This window comes from Pseudomonas sp. KBS0710, from assembly GCF_005938045.2.
GTDB lineage: Bacteria > Pseudomonadota > Gammaproteobacteria > Pseudomonadales > Pseudomonadaceae > Aquipseudomonas.
This window is the reverse complement of sequence record NZ_VCCF02000001.1, coordinates 6,487,194-6,505,207: the sequence shown is the minus strand read 5'-3', so window position 1 is coordinate 6,505,207 and position 18,014 is coordinate 6,487,194. Positions and strand designations below refer to the sequence as shown.

15 protein-coding genes are annotated in these 18,014 nt (G+C 60.1%); 11 read left to right on the top strand and 4 right to left on the bottom strand.

The window, feature by feature from the left end; all coding sequences use genetic code 11:
- Nucleotides 1-54: 54 nt before the first annotated feature.
- Entirely contained in the window at nucleotides 55-1,203 is a 1,149-nt protein-coding gene (locus tag FFI16_RS29715; protein ID WP_138813613.1) for an iron-containing alcohol dehydrogenase, read from the bottom strand.
- Between the two features lie 176 nt (nucleotides 1,204-1,379).
- Between FFI16_RS29715 and FFI16_RS29710 the strand changes: the two genes are divergently transcribed.
- Nucleotides 1,380-2,354 carry an alpha/beta hydrolase family protein gene (locus FFI16_RS29710; RefSeq protein ID WP_138813612.1) on the top strand — a complete coding sequence of 325 codons (975 nt, stop codon included), beginning with the start codon at nucleotides 1,380-1,382 and terminating at the stop codon, nucleotides 2,352-2,354.
- 152 nt (nucleotides 2,355-2,506) lie between these two features.
- On the opposite strand, the gene FFI16_RS29705 is transcribed toward FFI16_RS29710, so the two are convergent.
- Genes FFI16_RS29705 through FFI16_RS29695 form a run of 3 tightly spaced genes read right to left on the bottom strand, consistent with a single transcriptional unit; the run spans nucleotide 2,507 to nucleotide 4,975 of the window.
- Nucleotides 2,507-3,274 (bottom strand): TerB family tellurite resistance protein, encoded by a 768-nt coding sequence (locus tag FFI16_RS29705; RefSeq protein WP_138813611.1) that lies wholly within the window; start codon nucleotides 3,272-3,274, stop codon nucleotides 2,507-2,509.
- A 1-nt stretch (nucleotide 3,275) separates the two neighbouring features.
- Nucleotides 3,276-3,953 (bottom strand): N-acetylmuramate alpha-1-phosphate uridylyltransferase MurU, encoded by a 678-nt coding sequence (gene murU / locus FFI16_RS29700; RefSeq protein WP_138813610.1) that lies wholly within the window; start codon nucleotides 3,951-3,953, stop codon nucleotides 3,276-3,278.
- Nucleotides 3,950-4,975, bottom strand: a complete 1,026-nt coding sequence (locus tag FFI16_RS29695; RefSeq protein ID WP_138813609.1) for an aminoglycoside phosphotransferase family protein — start codon at nucleotides 4,973-4,975, stop codon at nucleotides 3,950-3,952. Before FFI16_RS29695 ends, murU begins: the two co-directional genes overlap by 4 nt.
- Before the next feature lie 130 nt (nucleotides 4,976-5,105).
- On the opposite strand from FFI16_RS29695, the gene FFI16_RS29690 reads away from it, so the two are divergent.
- The 10 genes from FFI16_RS29690 (at nucleotide 5,106) to FFI16_RS29645 (ending at nucleotide 17,995) form a co-directional block, all read left to right on the top strand.
- Complete coding sequence (locus tag FFI16_RS29690) at nucleotides 5,106-7,931, top strand: LPS-assembly protein LptD (protein ID WP_138813608.1); 2,826 nt, start codon at nucleotides 5,106-5,108, stop codon at nucleotides 7,929-7,931.
- Nucleotides 7,906-9,246: a peptidylprolyl isomerase gene (locus tag FFI16_RS29685; RefSeq protein WP_138813607.1), complete on the top strand. Its 1,341-nt coding sequence runs from the start codon at nucleotides 7,906-7,908 to the stop codon at nucleotides 9,244-9,246. Before FFI16_RS29690 ends, FFI16_RS29685 begins: the two co-directional genes overlap by 26 nt.
- Nucleotides 9,243-10,232 (top strand): 4-hydroxythreonine-4-phosphate dehydrogenase PdxA, encoded by a 990-nt coding sequence (gene pdxA, locus FFI16_RS29680; RefSeq protein WP_138813606.1) that lies wholly within the window; start codon nucleotides 9,243-9,245, stop codon nucleotides 10,230-10,232. Before FFI16_RS29685 ends, pdxA begins: the two co-directional genes overlap by 4 nt.
- Nucleotides 10,229-11,041, top strand: a complete 813-nt coding sequence (gene rsmA, locus FFI16_RS29675; protein WP_138813605.1) for a 16S rRNA (adenine(1518)-N(6)/adenine(1519)-N(6))-dimethyltransferase RsmA — start codon at nucleotides 10,229-10,231, stop codon at nucleotides 11,039-11,041. Before pdxA ends, rsmA begins: the two co-directional genes overlap by 4 nt.
- A 231-nt stretch (nucleotides 11,042-11,272) precedes the next feature.
- Nucleotides 11,273-11,653 (top strand): Co2+/Mg2+ efflux protein ApaG, encoded by a 381-nt coding sequence (apaG, locus tag FFI16_RS29670; RefSeq protein ID WP_138813604.1) that lies wholly within the window; start codon nucleotides 11,273-11,275, stop codon nucleotides 11,651-11,653.
- Nucleotides 11,653-12,501 (top strand): symmetrical bis(5'-nucleosyl)-tetraphosphatase, encoded by an 849-nt coding sequence (locus FFI16_RS29665; protein WP_138813603.1) that lies wholly within the window; start codon nucleotides 11,653-11,655, stop codon nucleotides 12,499-12,501. Before apaG ends, FFI16_RS29665 begins: the two co-directional genes overlap by 1 nt.
- Before the next feature lie 9 nt (nucleotides 12,502-12,510).
- Complete coding sequence (glpE, locus tag FFI16_RS29660) at nucleotides 12,511-12,840, top strand: thiosulfate sulfurtransferase GlpE (RefSeq protein WP_138813602.1); 330 nt, start codon at nucleotides 12,511-12,513, stop codon at nucleotides 12,838-12,840.
- Between the two features lie 285 nt (nucleotides 12,841-13,125).
- The gene (locus FFI16_RS29655; protein ID WP_026013778.1) at nucleotides 13,126-15,048 is read left to right on the top strand and encodes a PrkA family serine protein kinase; all 1,923 of its coding nucleotides are present in this window, start codon (nucleotides 13,126-13,128) and stop codon (nucleotides 15,046-15,048) included.
- Between the two features lie 113 nt (nucleotides 15,049-15,161).
- Entirely contained in the window at nucleotides 15,162-16,433 is a 1,272-nt protein-coding gene (locus FFI16_RS29650; RefSeq protein WP_017138057.1) for a YeaH/YhbH family protein, read from the top strand.
- Nucleotides 16,430-17,995, top strand: coding sequence for a SpoVR family protein (locus FFI16_RS29645; RefSeq protein ID WP_017138056.1), 1,566 nt, complete (start codon nucleotides 16,430-16,432; stop codon nucleotides 17,993-17,995). Before FFI16_RS29650 ends, FFI16_RS29645 begins: the two co-directional genes overlap by 4 nt.
- The last annotated feature ends 19 nt before the right edge of the window (nucleotides 17,996-18,014 follow it).

Here is an 18,014-nt window from a genome sequence, read left to right as displayed (position 1 = left end):
GCGCGCATTGTATACCTCATGCTTTACCCTGCGCACCGTGACCTAACTCAATGGTCAGTAAGCCGCCCGGTAGATTTTCTCGATATCCGCCGCGCTGAGCTTGCGCGGGTTGTTGCGCATCAGGCGCTCGATACCCGCCGCTTCCGTCGCCATGGCGGGGATCGCGTCTTCCGGCACACCAAAGCTGCTCAGCCCCACCGGGATCTCCACGGCAGCACACAGTCGCGTCATCGCCTCGACCGCCTGGTCGGCAGCATCGTTGACGCTGAGTCCGATGATATTCACACCCATGGCTTGGGCAATGTCCTGCATGCGCTCCACACAGGCCAGCTTGTTCCAGTGCATTACATAAGGCAGCAACAGCGCATTGCTCACACCATGGGCAATATTAAATCGCCCGCCCAACGGGTACGCCAAGGCATGCACCGCGCCGACGCCGGCATTGCCGAACGCCATACCGGCCATCAGGCTGGCGGTGGCCATATCATCACGGGCCTGCAGGTTGGTCGGGTTGGCATAGGCCTTGGGCAGCGCATTGGCGATCAGCTTGATCGCGCCGATGGCCAGCGCGTCAGTGATCGGCGAGGCATTCAGCGACAGGTAGGACTCGATGGCATGCACCAGCGCATCCACGCCACTGGCGGCGGTGACACTGCGCGGGCAGGTGAGGGTCATTTGCGGGCTGATCAGCGCGACGTCCGGCAGCAGGTAATCACTGACGATGCCCTTTTTCAGCTGTGCGGCCTTGTCGGAGAGGATCGCCACGTTGGTCACCTCTGAGCCGGTGCCAGCGGTGGTCGGGATGGCGATCAGCGGCGGGCCTTTGCGCGGCACCTGGTCGACGCCGAACAAGTCCGCCAGCGCGCCGTGGTAACCAGCATAGGCCGCGACACTCTTGGCAATGTCGATGGCACTGCCGCCGCCCACGCCGATCAAGCCATCATGCCCGCCTTCGCGGTACACGCGCATGCAGTCCTCGACGATGGCGATTTCCGGGTCGGGCAGCACACGGTCGAAAATCTCATAGGTGCGCTCGCCCAAGTGCTCAAGCGCCAACGCGACGGTACCGGACTTGACCAGCGCGGCATCGGTGACGATCAGCGGGTTATCCACATCCAGGCGCGTGAGTTCGGCGGCCAGTTGTTCGATGGCGCCAGCGCCGGTCAGCAGTTTGTGGGCGATCTTGAATGAGGAAGTACTCATGTGCGCGGCCTCTTGTTAATGATGGGCTGGCACAAGAGTAGCTCGGGATTTTCGGTTGCCCAGCATTCACAGACCAAATGGCGCCGCCATCAAGGCCCGGCACACACCGCCGATACACTGACAAATACCGACCAACCCATTAGGCTGCTGGAATTACTTCTGGCCGGGAACCCACCATGCCCTTTCACCACCGTTCGGCACTGTCAGCCTTGTGCCTGTCGCTGCTATTGACCAGCGCCTTCACTGTCCAGGCCGCCGATGCACCTGCGCCCGCCGCCGAAAAACCGGCTGAACGCCAGCCGCTGCCCGAGCGCAGCCAGGAAGAAGCCAGCGCCCTGGAGCGTCAACTGCCACCCCAGGAACAGCAACAATTGCAGGCCGGCAGCGATTCATTCCTGGCCTTGTGGAAACCGGCCAACAGCGCCGAACCTGAAGGTGTGGTGATTATTGTGCCGGGCGCCGGGGAAAGCGCCGATTGGCCACAGGCAATCGCGCCCTTGCGCCGCAAATTACCCGACGCCGACTGGGGCACCTTGAGCCTGTCGTTGCCGGATGTGAACCTCGACACCTTGCCGCCACGGGTCATGGAGTCGCCTAAAGCTGCGGTCGACACCAGCAGCAAAGACGGCAGTACGGCCGCCAAACCGATCGAACAAGCCGCCAGCGCTGAAGCCGAAGGCACTGACCCGGCCGTGGTGCCGGGCGCCGATGAACAGGACAAGACCGACGCCAAGCGCATCTTTGATCGCATCGACGCCGCCGTTGCCTTTGCCCAAACCCAAAGCGCGCGCAGCGTGGTGCTGCTCGGCCACGGCACCGGCGCTTGGTGGGCTGCGCGCTACCTGAGCGAGAAGCAACCGTCCCAAGTGCAGAAGTTGGTGATGGTGGCCGGCAAGACGCCTGCGGCCAGGCAGCCGGACCTGCAAAAACTGGCGCCGGCGCTGAAAGTGCCGACGGCGGATGTGTATTACCAGGACGGCGCCCAAGAGCGCAAAAACGCCCTGGAACGCAGCCAGGCTGCCAAGCGGGCGAAGAATGACGGCTATAAACAGGTGTCGCTCAAGACCCTGCCGGGCAACAGTGCGGCTGAGCAAGAGCAGCTGTATCGGCGGATTCGTGGGTGGTTGAGCCCGGAGCCGAAAGAAGGCTGACACGCTATTTCAAGAACACTGCAGACCTGATGTGGGAGCGGGCTTGCTCGCGAATACGCAGTGTCAGTCACTGAAGATGTCGACTGATGCACCGCATTCGCGAGCAAGCCCGCTCCCACACTCGATTGAGTTATCAAGCTAAGGGGTGGCAGCTACCTGAAATCGCGCCGCTCACGAATCAACGCATACGCATTATGCAGCTCGCGGGTGCGCTCGGTGGCCTCACGCACTTGCGCCAGGCTTGCTCCCGTGCCAGCGATTTTGTCCGGGTGATGGCGACTGAGCAGGCGGCGATAAGCGCGTTTGATGGCGGCCGGTTCGCTGGTGGACGTCACCCCCAGAATCCGCAGTGCCTCCTGATACGCCCCGCCACGATTGGCCAACGGCTTGCGTTCGGGGGCGTAATCAGAGGCCAGCGCCTGCAGCTGTTGTGGCGTCCACCCGAGCCACTTGCCCCACAGGTCGATCAGGTCGCGCTCGGCGTCGTCGGCCCTGCCGTCCGCCCAGGCCATGCGCCAGCATGCACGCAACACACCTTCCGCCGCATGGGGCTGAGCCTTGAGCACACGCAGGTAATTGCGCACCCGGTCGGAACCGGACTTGCCACGATTGAACGCTGTAATCGCCCGGCGTTGGGCCGGCTCGCTCATGTCCAGCGCGCGCATTTCCTGGCGCGCCTGCTGAATATGCCCATCCACCACCCGGCCATTACTCTTGGCCAGGCGCCCCAACAACACGAACAGCAACTCGTCGTTGCGCAACGCCGGGCGCCCGCCCAGGCGCTCGCGCAATTGCGCCCAGCTGTGCAACTGCAGGCGGCGATCCAGTGCCTGCCCCAGCAATGCGCCCAACAAGGCCCCCGGAATACTGGCAATGGCAAAGCCAGCCCCGGCACCGATCAGTGTCCCTGGCCACAACATCTTATTGCCCCGCAGTCAGCAAGGTTTCAACCTGCGCCAGACGCTCCAGCGTGCCGACATCAATCCAGCGTCCCGTCATGTGCTCTCCCGTTACCAGACCTTTGGCCATGGCCTCCCGCAACAGCGGCGCCAGTTTGAAGGCACCGGCGCTGCAACCCGCGAACAACTGTGGGTCGAGCACTGAAATGCCACTGAAGGTCAGGTTATCGGCACCGGGCGCGGCATCATGAAGCAGGCCGTTGTCCAAATAGAAGTCGCCTCCCGTTGGCGCATGGGCAGGCATGTCGACCATGACCAGGTGGGCAAGCCCTTCCAGCGCCTTGTTGTGCAGACTGGCAAAGTCGAAGTCCGTCCAGATATCGCCATTGACCAGCAGGAATGGCTCGTCGCCCAACAACGGCAGCGCCTTGAAAATACCGCCACCGGTTTCCAGCGGCTCGCCCTCGGGCGAGTACTGAATGCGCAAGCCAAACTGCGCGCCATCACCCAGGTAGCTTTCAATCTGCTGGCCGAGCCAGGCATGGTTGATCACGATTTCGCTGAAGCCGGCCTTGGCCAGCGCTTCAAGGTGATACTCGATCAAACGCTTGCCGCCCGCTTGCACCAGTGGTTTGGGCGTGTGCAACGTGAGCGGGCGCATCCGCTCACCTTTGCCCGCCGCCAGGATCATCGCCTTCATACGTGCGCCTCGGTCGGTTCACGCAGGCTGGCGAGCAACTCACCCAACTCGCCCAGCTCCGGACGATCGGCCAGTACCGCTTCTATATAAGCAAAGAAGCGCGGCACGTCGGCCAGGTAGCGCGGCTTGCCGTCGCGATGGCAGATGCGTGCAAAAATGCCGATGACCTTGAGGTGGCGCTGCACGCCCATCACGTCGCTCGCGCGCAGGAACTCGTCAAAATCAGCCTGCACCGGGATGCCCAACGCACCTGCACGCTCCCAGTAGCCGCGCTGCCACTCGCGCACACGCGCCTTCGGCCAACTGAGGAACGCATCCTTGAACAAGCAGGTGATGTCATAGGTAACCGGGCCATAGACCGCGTCCTGGAAGTCCAGCACGCCGGGGTTCGGCTCGCTGATCATCAGGTTGCGCGGCATATAGTCGCGATGCACCAGCACTTTGGGCTGGGCCAGAGCGCTATCGATCAAATGATCACTGACGCGCTGCCATAAGGCCAACTGCTGGGTGTCGAATTCGATACCCAAATGTTGGCGCACGTACCATTGCGGAAACAATTCCAGCTCACGACGCAACAAGGCGACGTCATAGCTGGGCAGCGGTGCGTCCATCGGCAATTGCTGAAAAGCCAGCAACGCGTCGATGGCATCGGCAAACAATTGATCGGCGTTTTGCGCGTCAATCACGTCCAGATAGGTTTTTTGGCCCAGGTCATTCAGCAAAAGAAAGCCGCGCGGCAAATCTTCTGCATAAATTTTTGGCACATTTATTCCCGATTTCGCGAGTAAATCAGCGATATCGACGAAAGGTTTGCAGTTTTCCTGGGGCGGTGGAGCGTCCATGACGACGAACGAACGACCGCCGCCCTCCCAGCGGAAATAACGCCTGAAACTCGCGTCGCTGCTGGCCGCGGTCAATGTGGCCGGAGGTACGACACCCCAGTCCTGAGCGTTGAAAAGGATCGGCAACTGCTCATCCAGCCAAACTTTCAGCTGTTGTAAACGTAGATCTTGCTCGGGCATTACAAGGGTCTCCGACGGCGCTAGCCGTCAAGCGGGTCATGCTTTATTATCACGCATCTTTTTCAGACCATCGAGAGGCGTGCGGCCCAAACCGCGGGCAGATGGCACGCAGGAAGCCCGGACTAATAAGATGGCATTGAAATCCCCCGCGTTTCGTAGAAAATTTCCGTTGCTGGTAACCGGCAGTCTGCTGGCCATGCAACCTTTCGCCACCTCATTCGTGGTCGCCGCGGAACAGTATGACTGCTCAGTCTCTGCTTCGGGTGCCTGGGATTGCGCGCCAAAAACCGCCGCAGCCCCATTACCACCGCGCCCGGTGCACGACGGCGCAGCCGTCAGCGCCGCTGGCAGCACGGCGCAAGCCGATGCTGGCGGCACCGCTGCGGCCGAGCCGAAGACCACTCTGGTCACCGAGGCCAAGGGCCGTGGCCTGCGTTCGCGCAGCGCCGACTACAGCCACCTGGACTGGGTGCCTCGCGATAAGCTGACCGCAGCCCAACTGGCTGAGACCGGCCCGTATTGCTCCGGCGCGTACATCGAGCCGACCCGTCCTGGCATGAACGACAAGACGGACAAAAGCGATTCGCCGACCTTCATCGGTGCCAAGGTGTCTCGCTACGAGCAGGAACAGCAGGTTGCGACCCTGGCCGGTGACGTCGTCATGCGCCAGGGCAGCATGCAGCTGGAGGCTCAGGAAGCCAACCTGTACCAGGCCGAGAACCGTGGCGAGCTGAACGGCGATGTGCGCCTGCGTGACAACGGTGCCCTGATCGTCGGCGACCACGCCGAAGTCCAGCTCGATACCGGCGCGGCCCAGATCGACAATGCCGAGTACGTGCTGCACAAGTCGCGCATTCGCGGTAACGCGCTGTACGCCAAGCGTGCCGAAAACGCGATCATCCGTCTCAAGGACGGTACGTACACCACCTGCGAGCCGGACAGCAACGCCTGGCAGCTCAAGGGCAACAACATCACGTTGAACCCGGCCACCGGTTTCGGTACGGCCACCAACGCGACGTTGCGGATCAAGAACATCCCGATCCTCTACACCCCGTACATCTACTTCCCGATCGACGACCGTCGTCAATCCGGCTTCCTGCCGCCAAGCTTCAGCACCGGCAGCGAAACCGGCTTTACACTGGTTACGCCGTACTACTTCAACCTGGCGCCAAACTACGACGCCACGTTGTACCCGCAATACATGACCAAGCGCGGCATGATGGTGGAAGGCGAATTCCGCTACCTCACCAAGTCCAGCGAAGGTCAGTTCGGCGGCGCGTACCTGAACGACGACAGCGACGAGCGCAAGAAACAGACTGATTACGAAAAAACCCGTTACATGCTCAATTGGCAGCATAAAGGCGGGCTTGATTCGCGTCTGACCAGCATGGTCGACTACACCAACATCAGCGATCCTTACTTCTTCCAGGACCTGAAGACTTACCAGGAAGGTATTCAAGCTCAGGACTTTGTGAACCAACAAGGTGCCTTGACCTATCGCGGCGACTCCTATCAGGCACGCTTGAACGTCCAGGCTTATCAGCTGGCGACCGTGTCGCAGATCACCCCGTATGACCGTCTGCCGCAACTGACCTTCAACGGTACGCTGCCTTACCATCCAGGCGGCGTAGACCTCGCTTATGAAACCGAGGCTGTAAGGTTTGATCGGGATCTCGAAACCGGCAACTACACGGAAAAAGACGGCGGCCCATTCAATCCGTTCCCCCAGGCAAATGGCACGCCTCGTCTGGACACTTACGTATTGGGCTTGAACCGTGCGAACGGTACGCGTCTGAACCTGGCTCCAAGCATTTCGCTGCCGTTGACTGCGACCTATGGTTACATCACGCCGAAGCTCAAGTACGTCTACACCAAGTACGATCTTGACCTGGACGGCACTGGCAAAAATGACCTGCTGACCAACCGTCTCGGCGCCTCGGCACTGGGTGAGAGCTTCAACAGCTCACAGGATCGCGCAGTTCCAATCGCCAGCATCGACAGCGGCCTGTATTTCGACCGCAATACCCAATGGTTCGGTGAAAACTATCGCCAGACCCTTGAACCGCGCATGTTCTATCTCTACGTCCCAGAGAAAGACCAGAAAGACATTCCGGTATTCGATACCAGCGAAAACGTGTTCAGCTACTCCTCGCTGTTCCGCGATAACCGCTTCTCCGGTTCGGACCGTATCGGCGACGAGAACAAGCTGTCGTTTGGCTTGACCAGCCGCTGGATTCAAGAGAACGGCTTTGAGCGTCAACGTGCATCCATCGGCCAGGCGGTCTACTTCAAGGATCGTGAAGTTCAATTGCCGGGTATTGATGCCAAGACGCGTGATGACGCTCATTCGAATGTCTCGCCAATCGCCTTGGAATACGAGTTCCGCTTCAACCGCGACTGGCGCGCCACTGCCGATTACAACTGGGACACTGAAAGCCACAGTCCTCGTTCCGGCAGCGCGATGTTCCACTACCAGCCGGAAGACAACCCGAACAAGGTTGTCAACCTCGGCTATCGCTATCGCAACGACCAAGTGGTCTACAACCAACTGACCGGCAAATGGCAGTTCGGTGGCGACTTCGGCACCGAAGGCCAACCTGGTTTCGTGAAGGATTACTACAAAATCCAGCAACACGACTTCTCGATGATGTGGCCGATCATTCCGCAGTGGAACCTGATCACCCGCTGGCAGTATGACTATGCCCGCAACCGCACTCTGGAAGCCTTCGGTGGTTTCGAGTACGACAACTGCTGCTGGAAACTGCGCGTCATCAACCGATACTGGGTTTCCAACGACGAATATACGCAGATCGCCCCTCAGAACGAAAAGGGTGACCACGGGCTCTTCTTCCAGATCGTCCTCAAAGGACTCGGCGGCCTGACCGGCGCCAAGGTAGAGAGCTTCCTCGACAAAGGCATTGAAGGTTATCGTGAACGTGAAGACCAAGCTTTCTGATTGCTTGCGCCCGCTAGTGCTGGGCGCGCTGTTCCTGGGGGCCGCATCGGCGCACGCTGCGGTTCAACAGCTGGATAAGGTAGTGGCCATCGTCGATAACGACGTGATCATGCAGAGCCAACTCGACCAACGAGTCAAGGAAGTTCAGCAAACCATCGCCAAACGTGGCGGCGGCGTACCGCCTACCAGCGTGCTGGACCCACAGGTACTGGAGCGCCTGATCGTCGAAAACCTGCAACTGCAGATCGGCGAGCGTTCCGGCATCCGTATTTCGGACGAAGAACTGAACCAGGCCGTCGGCACCATCGCTCAACGCAATAACATGAGCGTTGACCAGTTCAAGGCTGCCCTGGCCCACGATGGTTTGTCTTATGAAGACGCCCGTGACCAGATCAAGCGTGAAATGATCATCAGCCGTGTGCGTCAGCGCCGTGTAGCGGAGCGGGTTCAGGTGTCTGAACAGGAAGTGAAGAACTTCCTGGCCTCGGACCTCGGCAAGATGCAGCTCTCCGAAGAACTGCACTTGGCCAACATCCTGGTTCCAACCCCGGACAGCGCCAACTCCGAGCAGCTCAATGCCGCTGCGGCGAAAACCAAGGCTATCTATGATCGCCTGAAAGCCGGTGCTGACTTTGCCCAAACGGCCATTGCCATGTCCGGCAGCGATAACGCCCTGGACGGCGGTGACATGGGCTGGCGTAAAGCCGCTCAACTGCCACCTCCATTCGACCGTGAGCTGAGCGCCATGAGCGTGGGTGAAATTACCCAGCCAGCCCGCACGCCGGGCGGTTTCATCATTCTCAAGTTGCTGGGCAAACGCGGCGGCGAGACCTCGCTGAAAGACGAAGTGCATGTTCGTCACATCCTGGTCAAACCTAGCGAAATCCGTACCGAGGCACAAACCAAGGAACTGGCCCAGAAGATCTATGACCGCATTGAAGGCGGTGAAGACTTCGCCACCCTGGCCAAGAGCTTCTCGGAAGACCCGGGTTCAGCCCTTAACGGTGGCGACCTCAACTGGATCGACCCGAAAGGCCTGGTGCCCGAGTTCCAGGACGTCATGGCCAAGACCCCACAAGGTGTTCTGTCCAAGCCGTTCCGCACTCAATATGGCTGGCACGTCCTGGAAGTCCTTGGCCGTCGCGCTACCGACAACACCACCCAGGCTCGCGAGCAACAAGCCCTCACCGTACTGCGGAACCGCAAGTACGACGAAGAGCTGCAAACCTGGTTGCGTCAGATCCGTGACGAAGCCTACGTAGAGAACAAGCTGCCAGGTGCCGAGCAAACAGGCACCGACCAGGCAGCACAGTGAAACCCCAGCGTTTCGCGGTAACACCCGGTGAGCCGGCCGGCATTGGTCCAGACCTGTGCCTGCTGCTCGCCTCGCACCCTCAGCCACACCCCCTGATTGCCATTACCAGCCGCGACCTGCTCCTTGAGCGGGCCGCGCAACTGGGTGTGGCTGTCACCTTGCTGGACGTGGCGCCGGGCAACTGGCCCGACCTGCCCGCCCCCGCTGGCAGCCTGTATGTGTGGCACACCCCGCTCGCAGCCAAGGTGGTTGCCGGGCAACTGGACAAGGCCAATGCGGCGTTTGTGCTGGAAACCCTGACGCGCGCAGGCCAAGGCTGCATCGACGGCGACTTCGCCGGCATGATCACCGCCCCGGTGCACAAGGGCGTGATCAACGAGTCCGGCATTGCCTTTTCCGGCCATACCGAATTCCTCGCCGAGCTGACCCATACCGAACAAGTGGTGATGATGCTGGCCACTCGCGGCCTGCGGGTTGCGCTGGTGACCACGCACCTGCCGTTGCGCGATATCGCCGATGCCATCACTGCCGAGCGTGTAGAGCGTGTCACACGTATCCTGCACGCCGACCTGCAACAGAAATTCGGCATTGCCCAACCGCGCATCCTGGTCTGTGGGCTCAACCCGCACGCCGGTGAAGGCGGTCATTTGGGCCATGAAGAAATCGACATCATTGAACCGACATTAGAGCGCCTGCGCCAAGAAGGCATGGACCTGCGTGGCCCATTGCCTGCAGACACTCTGTTTACCCCCAAATATCTGGAGCACTGCGACGCAGTGCTGGCGATGTACCATGACCAGGGGCTGCCCGTGCTGAAGTACAAAGGTTTCGGCGCCGCAGTCAACGTGACACTGGGCCTGCCGATCATCCGCACCTCCGTCGACCATGGCACTGCCCTGGACCTGGCGGGCAGCGGCAAGATCGATACCGGCAGCCTGCACGTGGCCCTGGAAACCGCCTATCAGATGGCCGAGACCCGTATATGACTGAGCATTACCAACACCGGGCGCGCAAGCGCTTCGGGCAAAACTTCCTGCACGACGCTGGCGTGATCGACCGTATCCTGCGCTCCATCCATGCCAAGCCAGAAGACCGCCTGCTGGAAATCGGCCCGGGCCAGGGCGCCTTGACCCAAGGCCTGCTCAACAGTGGCGGCCAGTTGGACGTGGTTGAGCTGGATAAGGACCTGATTCCGATCCTCAACCAGCAATTCGCCGGCATGCCCAACTTCAACCTGCACCAGGGCGATGCGCTGAAGTTCGACTTCAACAGCCTCAACGCTGCGCCCAACAGCCTGCGGGTGGTCGGCAACCTGCCGTACAACATCTCTACGCCGCTGATTTTTCACCTGCTGAACAATGCCGGGATCATCCGCGACATGCACTTCATGTTGCAAAAGGAAGTGGTAGAGCGTTTGGCCGCAGGCCCAGGTGGCGGCGATTGGGGCCGCCTGTCGATCATGGTTCAGTACCACTGCCGCGTGGAGCACCTGTTCAACGTCGGCCCTGGCGCCTTCAACCCGCCGCCGAAGGTCGACTCGGCCATCGTGCGCCTGGTGCCGCACGCGGTGCTGCCGCACCCGGCCAAGGACCACAAGCTGCTGGAGCGCGTGGTACGTGAAGCGTTCAACCAACGCCGCAAGACCCTGCGCAACACGCTCAAGGCGCTGCTGAGCAACGCCGAGATCGAAGCCGCCGGCGTCGACGGCGGCCTGCGCCCCGAGCAGCTGGACCTGGCCGCATTTGTACGCCTGGCCGATCAGCTTGCGATCCAGCCCACGCCGATCGTGGAATAAGCTGCAACTCGATACCCATGTGGGAGCGGGCTTGCTCGCGAATGCGCAGTGTCAGTCACCGAATGTGTAACTGATGCAACGCCTTCGCGAGCAAGCCCACTCCCACAGTTGCTGCGCGTTATACCCATAGCGCTTGCCGGCTGCCCGACACATGTCTGGCCTAGTGCCCCGCACATGGCCTAGACTGATCCGCATCTGCTGTCCTCCGCTTTTGCTCTTAAGGCCTCTTGCATGTCCGATCCTCGCTACCAGATCGACGTCAGCGTCGTCACCCGCTTCCTCGCGGACCAATCACACCCCGAAGACAACCGTTTCGCCTTTGCCTACACCATCACGGTGAAGAACAACGGGCAAGTGCCGGCCAAACTGCTGTCGCGCCACTGGGTGATCACCGACGGTGACGGCCAGGTCGAGGAAGTGCGCGGTGCCGGCGTGGTTGGCCAGCAGCCATTGATCGACATCGGCGCCAGCCATACCTACAGCAGCGGCACGGTGATGACCTCCAAGGTCGGCACCATGCAGGGCTCGTATCAGATGAAAGCCACCGACGGAAAACTGTTCGACGCCATCATCGCGCCGTTTCGCCTGGCGGTGCCCGGGGCCCTGCACTGATGACGACGTACGCGGTCGGTGACCTGCAAGGCTGCCTGGAACCCCTCAAGTGCCTGCTGGAGCGCGTAGCCTTCAACCCGGCGAGCGACCGCTTGTGGCTGGTCGGTGACCTGGTCAACCGCGGCCCCGAGTCCCTGGAGACCCTGCGCTTTCTTTATAAGATGCGTGACTCCTTGGTGTGCGTGCTGGGCAACCATGACCTGCACCTGCTGGCGGCTGGCAATAACATTGAGCGCCTGAAAAAGGGCGACACCCTGCGCGAGATCCTCGAAGCGCCGGACCGCACCGAGCTGCTGGACTGGCTGCGCCGCCAGAAGCTTATGCATTACGACGAAGGCCGCAACATGGCCTTGGTACACGCCGGCATCCCGCCCCAGTGGACGCTGAAGAAAGCCCTCAAGTGCGCCGCCGAAGTCGAAAGCGCCCTGGCCGATGACAACCTGTACACCGCCTACCTCGACGGCATGTACGGCAACGAGCCGGTCAAGTGGGACAACGACCTCACCGGCGTGGCCCGCCTGCGCGTGATCACCAATTACTTCACACGCATGCGCTTCTGTACCGCCGAAGGCAAACTGGACCTCAAGAGCAAGGAAGGCGCCGACACCGCACTGCCTGGCTACAAGCCGTGGTTCGAGCATAAAGAACGCAAGACCCGTGACACCAAGATCGTTTTCGGCCACTGGGCCGCCCTTGAAGGCCAGTGCAACGAACCCGGCGTATTCGCCCTCGACACCGGCTGCGTGTGGGGTGGCAGCATGACCTTGATGAACATCGACACCGGCGAGCGCCTGAGCTGCCAGTGCGAATCTCCCCTTTCTGTAACACTGCCGGGCGCCAAGCCCTAGGAGCCCGCCATGAGCGAATTCAAACGTATCCCTCCCGAAAAGGCCCAGGCCCTGCGCGAGCAAGGCGCCGTGGTGGTCGACATCCGCGATCAGCCGACCTATGCAGCGGCTCACATCAGCGGTGCGCAGCATCTGGACAACCACAACATCCAGGACTTCATCCGTGCCGCCGACCTCGACGCGCCGGTGATCGTGGCTTGCTACCACGGCAATTCCAGCCAGAGCGCAGCGGCCTATCTGATCAGCCAGGGCTTCTCCGACGTCTATAGCCTGGACGGCGGCTTCGAACTGTGGCGTACGACCTATCCTGCAGAAATTGCCTCCGACAATTCGCAATAATTTTTTTCACACCCCGCCACCCCGCGTGACGCTTGGGCTTGCGCCGTTTCTGACGAACGGCGCAGCCAAACTAATTGCGCATCGCGCCTTGACCTCCCGGATTCCGAACTATCCTTAAGCGCAGGCCATCCGAATCAGGGGAGAGCCGGTACACCGGCGTGCGGGTCATCGGTAGCGTTTCAGGGTGTTCTGGGGGGAAAACAGCCAGTGGCGATCGCCAATGGCTGCCAGCATCGACTGATTGATCCGGCGTCGGCTCCACGTATCGAGCGAGGTGACGACGTCATGAGTATCTTTAGCCACTTCCAACAACGCTTCGAGTCCACCCAGCAGGAAGAACTTACCCTGCAGGAGTATCTCGAGCTGTGCAAAAAGGACCGCAGCACCTACGCATCTGCCGCCGAGCGCCTGCTGTTGGCGATTGGTGAGCCGGAGCTGGTAGACACCTCGAATAATTCGCGCCTGTCGCGAATATTCTCCAACAAGGTGATCCGCCGCTACCCGGCCTTTGAAGACTTCCATGGCATGGAAGAATGCATCGACCAGATCGTCTCCTACTTCCGGCATGCAGCCCAAGGCCTGGAAGAGAAGAAACAAATCCTCTACCTGCTCGGCCCGGTCGGCGGCGGTAAATCGTCCCTGGCGGAAAAGCTCAAACAACTGATCGAGAAGGTGCCCTTCTACGCGATCAAGGGCTCGCCGGTGTTCGAGTCGCCTTTGGGGTTGTTCAACGCCACGGAAGATGGCGCGATCCTCGAAGAAGACTTCGGCATCCCGCGCCGCTACCTCAATACCATCATGTCGCCGTGGGCCACCAAGCGCCTGTCGGAGTTTGGCGGCGATATCAGCCAGTTCCGCGTGGTGAAACTCTACCCGTCGATCCTCAACCAGATCGGCGTGGCCAAGACCGAGCCCGGCGACGAGAACAACCAGGACATCTCGGCGCTGGTGGGCAAGGTCGATATCCGCAAACTGGAAGAATTCCCACAGAACGACGCCGACGCCTACAGCTATTCGGGAGCGCTGTGCCGGGCCAACCAGGGCTTGATGGAGTTCGTGGAGATGTTCAAGGCACCGATCAAGGTGCTGCACCCACTGCTCACCGCCACCCAGGAAGGTAACTACAACAGTACCGAAGGCCTGGGCGCGATTCCGTTTACCGGGATCCTGCTGGCCCACTCCAACGAATCGGAATGGCACACCTTCCGCAACAACAAGAACAACGAAGCCTTCATCGACCGGATCTACATCGTCAAGGTGCCGTACTGCCTGCGGGTCAGCGATGAAATCAAGATTTACGACAAGCTGCTGTTCAACAGCTCCCTGGCCAAGGCGCATTGCGCGCCGGACACCTTGAAGATGCTCGCCCAGTTCACCGTGCTCTCACGTCTCAAGGAGCCGGAAAACTCGAACATCTACTCCAAGATGCGCGTGTATGACGGCGAAAACCTCAAGGACACCGACCCGAAAGCCAAGTCGATCCAGGAGTACCGCGATACCGCGGGCGTGGACGAGGGCATGAACGGTCTGTCGACACGCTTTGCATTCAAAATCCTCTCCAAAGTCTTCAACTTCGACCCGCACGAGATCGCTGCCAACCCGGTGCACCTGCTCTATGTGCTGGAACAGCAGATCGAACAGGAACAATTCCAGGCCGAAACCCGCGAACGCTACCTGCGCTTCCTCAAGGAGTACCTGGCGCCGCGCTATATCGAGTTTATCGGCAAGGAAATCCAGACTGCGTACCTGGAGTCCTACAGCGAGTACGGCCAGAACATTTTCGACCGCTACGTGCTGTACGCCGACTTCTGGATTCAGGACCAAGAGTATCGCGACCCGGAAACCGGCGAGATCCTCAACCGCGTGGCCCTCAACGAGGAACTGGAGAAGATCGAAAAACCCGCCGGCATCAGCAATCCGAAGGATTTCCGCAACGAAATCGTCAACTTCGTGCTGCGCGCCCGTGCCAACAACAACGGCAAGAACCCTACCTGGCTCAGCTACGAGAAGCTGCGGGTGGTTATCGAAAAGAAAATGTTCTCCAACACCGAAGACCTGCTGCCGGTCATCAGCTTCAATGCCAAGGCCAGCAAAGAGGATCAGCAAAAACACAACGACTTTGTTACACGCATGGTCGAGCGCGGCTACACCGACAAACAGGTACGCCTGCTTTCCGAATGGTACCTGCGGGTGCGTAAATCACAGTAAGGCAGCGACAGGCGCGTGCTGCCGGGCTTCTGGCCCGGCGGTCGACCGCTTGTCTCTAAGCTTCCAGCTCGCGGCTTGAAGCTTGTAACGTGAAGCTGCCCGGAGGGCTCCCCATGAGCTATGTGATCGACCGACGCCTCAATGGCAAGAACAAGAGCACGGTAAACCGTCAGCGTTTCCTGCGGCGTTACCGTGACCACATCAAAAAGGCCGTTGAAGAGGCCGTCAGCCGCCGCTCCATCACCGACATGGAGCATGGCGAACAAATCAGTATTCCCGGACGCGACATCGACGAACCGGTGCTGCACCACGGCCGGGGCGGCAAACAGACGGTCGTACACCCAGGCAACAAGGAATTCACCACCGGCGAGCATATCCAGCGCCCGCAAGGCGGTGGCGGCGGTAAAGGCCCGGGCAAAGCCGGCAATTCCGGCGAGGGCATGGATGAGTTCGTGTTCCAAATCACCCAGGAAGAATTCCTGGAGTTCATGTTCGAAGACCTGGAACTGCCCAACCTAGTCAAACGCAACCTGACCGGTACCGACACCTTCAAGACCGTGCGCGCGGGGATCAGCAACGAAGGCAACCCGTCCCGCATCAATATCATTCGTACCCTGCGCTCAGCCCATGCACGACGTATTGCATTGTCGGGCAGCAGCCGCGCCAAACTGAAGGAAGCCAAGGAAGAACTGGCGCGCTTGAAGCGCGAAGAGCCGGATAACTTCGGCGACATTCAGCAAATCGAGGCGGAAATCGAGAAACTCAGCGCGCGCATTCACCGTGTGCCGTTCCTCGACACCTTCGACTTGAAATACAACTTGCTGGTGAAGCAACCCAACCCCAGCTCCAAGGCGGTGATGTTCTGCCTGATGGACGTGTCCGGCTCCATGACCCAGGCCACCAAGGACATTGCCAAGCGCTTTTTCATCCTGCTGTACCTGTTCCTGAAGCGTAATTACGACAAGATCGACGTGGTGTTCATCCGCCATCACACCAGCGCCCGGGAAGTGGACGAAGAAGAGTTCTTCTATTCGCGGGAAACCGGCGGCACCATCGTGTCCAGCGCCTTGAAGCTGATGCAGGAGATCATGGCCGAGCGCTACCCTGCCAACGAGTGGAACATCTACGCCGCGCAAGCCTCCGACGGCGACAACTGGAACGACGACTCGCCGATCTGCCGCGACATCCTGATCAACCAGATCATGCCGTTTGTGCAGTACTACACCTACGTTGAAATCACCCCTCGTGAGCACCAGGCCCTGTGGTTTGAATACGAGCGCATCGGTGAAGCCTTTGCCGATACGTTCGCCCAGCAGCAACTGGTCTCGGCCGGCGATATCTACCCGGTCTTCCGTGAACTCTTCCAGCGCAGGTTAGTGACATGACCGCCAAAAAAGAGCATAAGCGCCAACCCATTTCCACTGGCTCCGAGTGGACCTTTGAACTGATCCAGGCCTATGACCGGGAAATCAGCCGCATCGCGGCGGGTTATGCGCTGGACACCTACCCCAACCAGATCGAAGTGATCACCGCCGAACAGATGATGGATGCCTACGCCTCGGTCGGCATGCCCCTGGGCTACCACCATTGGTCCTACGGCAAACACTTCCTCAGCACCGAGAAGTCCTACACCCGTGGCCAGATGGGCCTGGCCTACGAGATCGTGATCAACTCCGACCCGTGTATCGCCTACCTGATGGAAGAAAACACGATCTGCATGCAGGCGCTGGTGGTGGCGCACGCGTGCTACGGGCATAACAGCTTCTTCAAAGGCAACTACCTGTTCCGCACCTGGACCGATGCCAGTTCGATCATCGATTACCTGGTGTTTGCCAAGCAGTACATCATGCAATGCGAGGAGCGCCATGGCATCGACGCGGTAGAGGACTTGCTCGATTCCTGCCACGCCCTGATGAACTACGGCGTCGACCGCTACAAACGTCCGTATCCGATTTCTGCCGAAGAAGAACGCCTGCGCCAGAAGGAGCGCGAGGAGCACCTGCAAAAGCAGATCAACGACCTGTGGCGCACGATTCCTAAAAAAGCCGGCAAAAACAGCGACAAGGACAATGCACGCTTCCCCGCCGAACCTCAGGAAAACATCCTGTATTTCCTGGAAAAACACGCGCCGCTGCTGGAGCCATGGCAGCGCGAAATCGTGCGCATTGTGCGCAAGATCGCCCAGTACTTTTATCCACAGCGCCAGACCCAGGTGATGAACGAAGGTTGGGCAACGTTCTGGCACTACACCTTGATGAATGACCTGTACGACGAAGGCCTGGTCACCGACGGTTTCATGATGGAGTTCCTCACCTCCCATACCAGCGTGGTGTTCCAGCCGGGCTTTGACAGCCCGTACTACAGCGGCATCAACCCCTACGCACTGGGTTTTGCCATGTACCGCGACATTCGGCGCATGTGTGAACACCCCACCGAAGAAGACCGCCGCTGGTTCCCGGAAATCGCCGGCAGCGACTGGTTGTCGACCATCAAGTTCGCCATGAGCAGCTTCAAGGATGAGAGTTTCATCCTGCAGTACCTGTCACCCCAGGTGATTCGCGACCTCAAGCTGTTCAGCATTCTCGATGACGACCTCAAGGATGATCTGGTGGTGCCTGCCATTCACGATGAGCCCGGCTACCGCACCATCCGTGAAACCCTGGCGGCGCAGTACAACCTCGGCAACCGTGAGCCCAACGTGCAGATCTACAGCATTGATGTACGTGGCGACCGCTCGCTGACCTTGCGTCACCAGCAGCACGACCGCAAACCACTGGGCGAATCCACAGAGGAAGTGCTCAAACACCTGCACCGGCTGTGGGGCTTCGACATTCACCTGGAAACCCTGCAGGGCGATCAGGTGATGAAAACCCACCACGTGCCGCCACGCACCGACCACAACGATAACGACTACGGCCGCCTGGACCTGGCCGTCGTACACCTCTGAAACAGCAAAGCCTCCATTG

Bases quoted from the DNA above. Each gene is read 5' to 3' on its own strand.
- FFI16_RS29715 (WP_138813613.1), bottom strand. From the start codon at position 1,203: ATGAGTACTTCCTCATTCAAGATCGCCCACAAACTGCTGACCGGCGCT.
- FFI16_RS29690 (WP_138813608.1), top strand. From the start codon at position 5,106: ATGGCATTGAAATCCCCCGCGTTTCGTAGAAAATTTCCGTTGCTGGTA.
- FFI16_RS29710 (WP_138813612.1), top strand. From the start codon at position 1,380: ATGCCCTTTCACCACCGTTCGGCACTGTCAGCCTTGTGCCTGTCGCTG.
- apaG (WP_138813604.1), top strand. From the start codon at position 11,273: ATGTCCGATCCTCGCTACCAGATCGACGTCAGCGTCGTCACCCGCTTC.
- glpE (WP_138813602.1), top strand. From the start codon at position 12,511: ATGAGCGAATTCAAACGTATCCCTCCCGAAAAGGCCCAGGCCCTGCGC.
- FFI16_RS29665 (WP_138813603.1), top strand. From the start codon at position 11,653: ATGACGACGTACGCGGTCGGTGACCTGCAAGGCTGCCTGGAACCCCTC.
- FFI16_RS29695 (WP_138813609.1), bottom strand. From the start codon at position 4,975: ATGCCCGAGCAAGATCTACGTTTACAACAGCTGAAAGTTTGGCTGGAT.
- FFI16_RS29650 (WP_017138057.1), top strand. From the start codon at position 15,162: ATGAGCTATGTGATCGACCGACGCCTCAATGGCAAGAACAAGAGCACG.
- rsmA (WP_138813605.1), top strand. From the start codon at position 10,229: ATGACTGAGCATTACCAACACCGGGCGCGCAAGCGCTTCGGGCAAAAC.
- murU (WP_138813610.1), bottom strand. From the start codon at position 3,953: ATGAAGGCGATGATCCTGGCGGCGGGCAAAGGTGAGCGGATGCGCCCG.
- FFI16_RS29645 (WP_017138056.1), top strand. From the start codon at position 16,430: ATGACCGCCAAAAAAGAGCATAAGCGCCAACCCATTTCCACTGGCTCC.
- FFI16_RS29705 (WP_138813611.1), bottom strand. From the start codon at position 3,274: ATGTTGTGGCCAGGGACACTGATCGGTGCCGGGGCTGGCTTTGCCATT.
- FFI16_RS29655 (WP_026013778.1), top strand. From the start codon at position 13,126: ATGAGTATCTTTAGCCACTTCCAACAACGCTTCGAGTCCACCCAGCAG.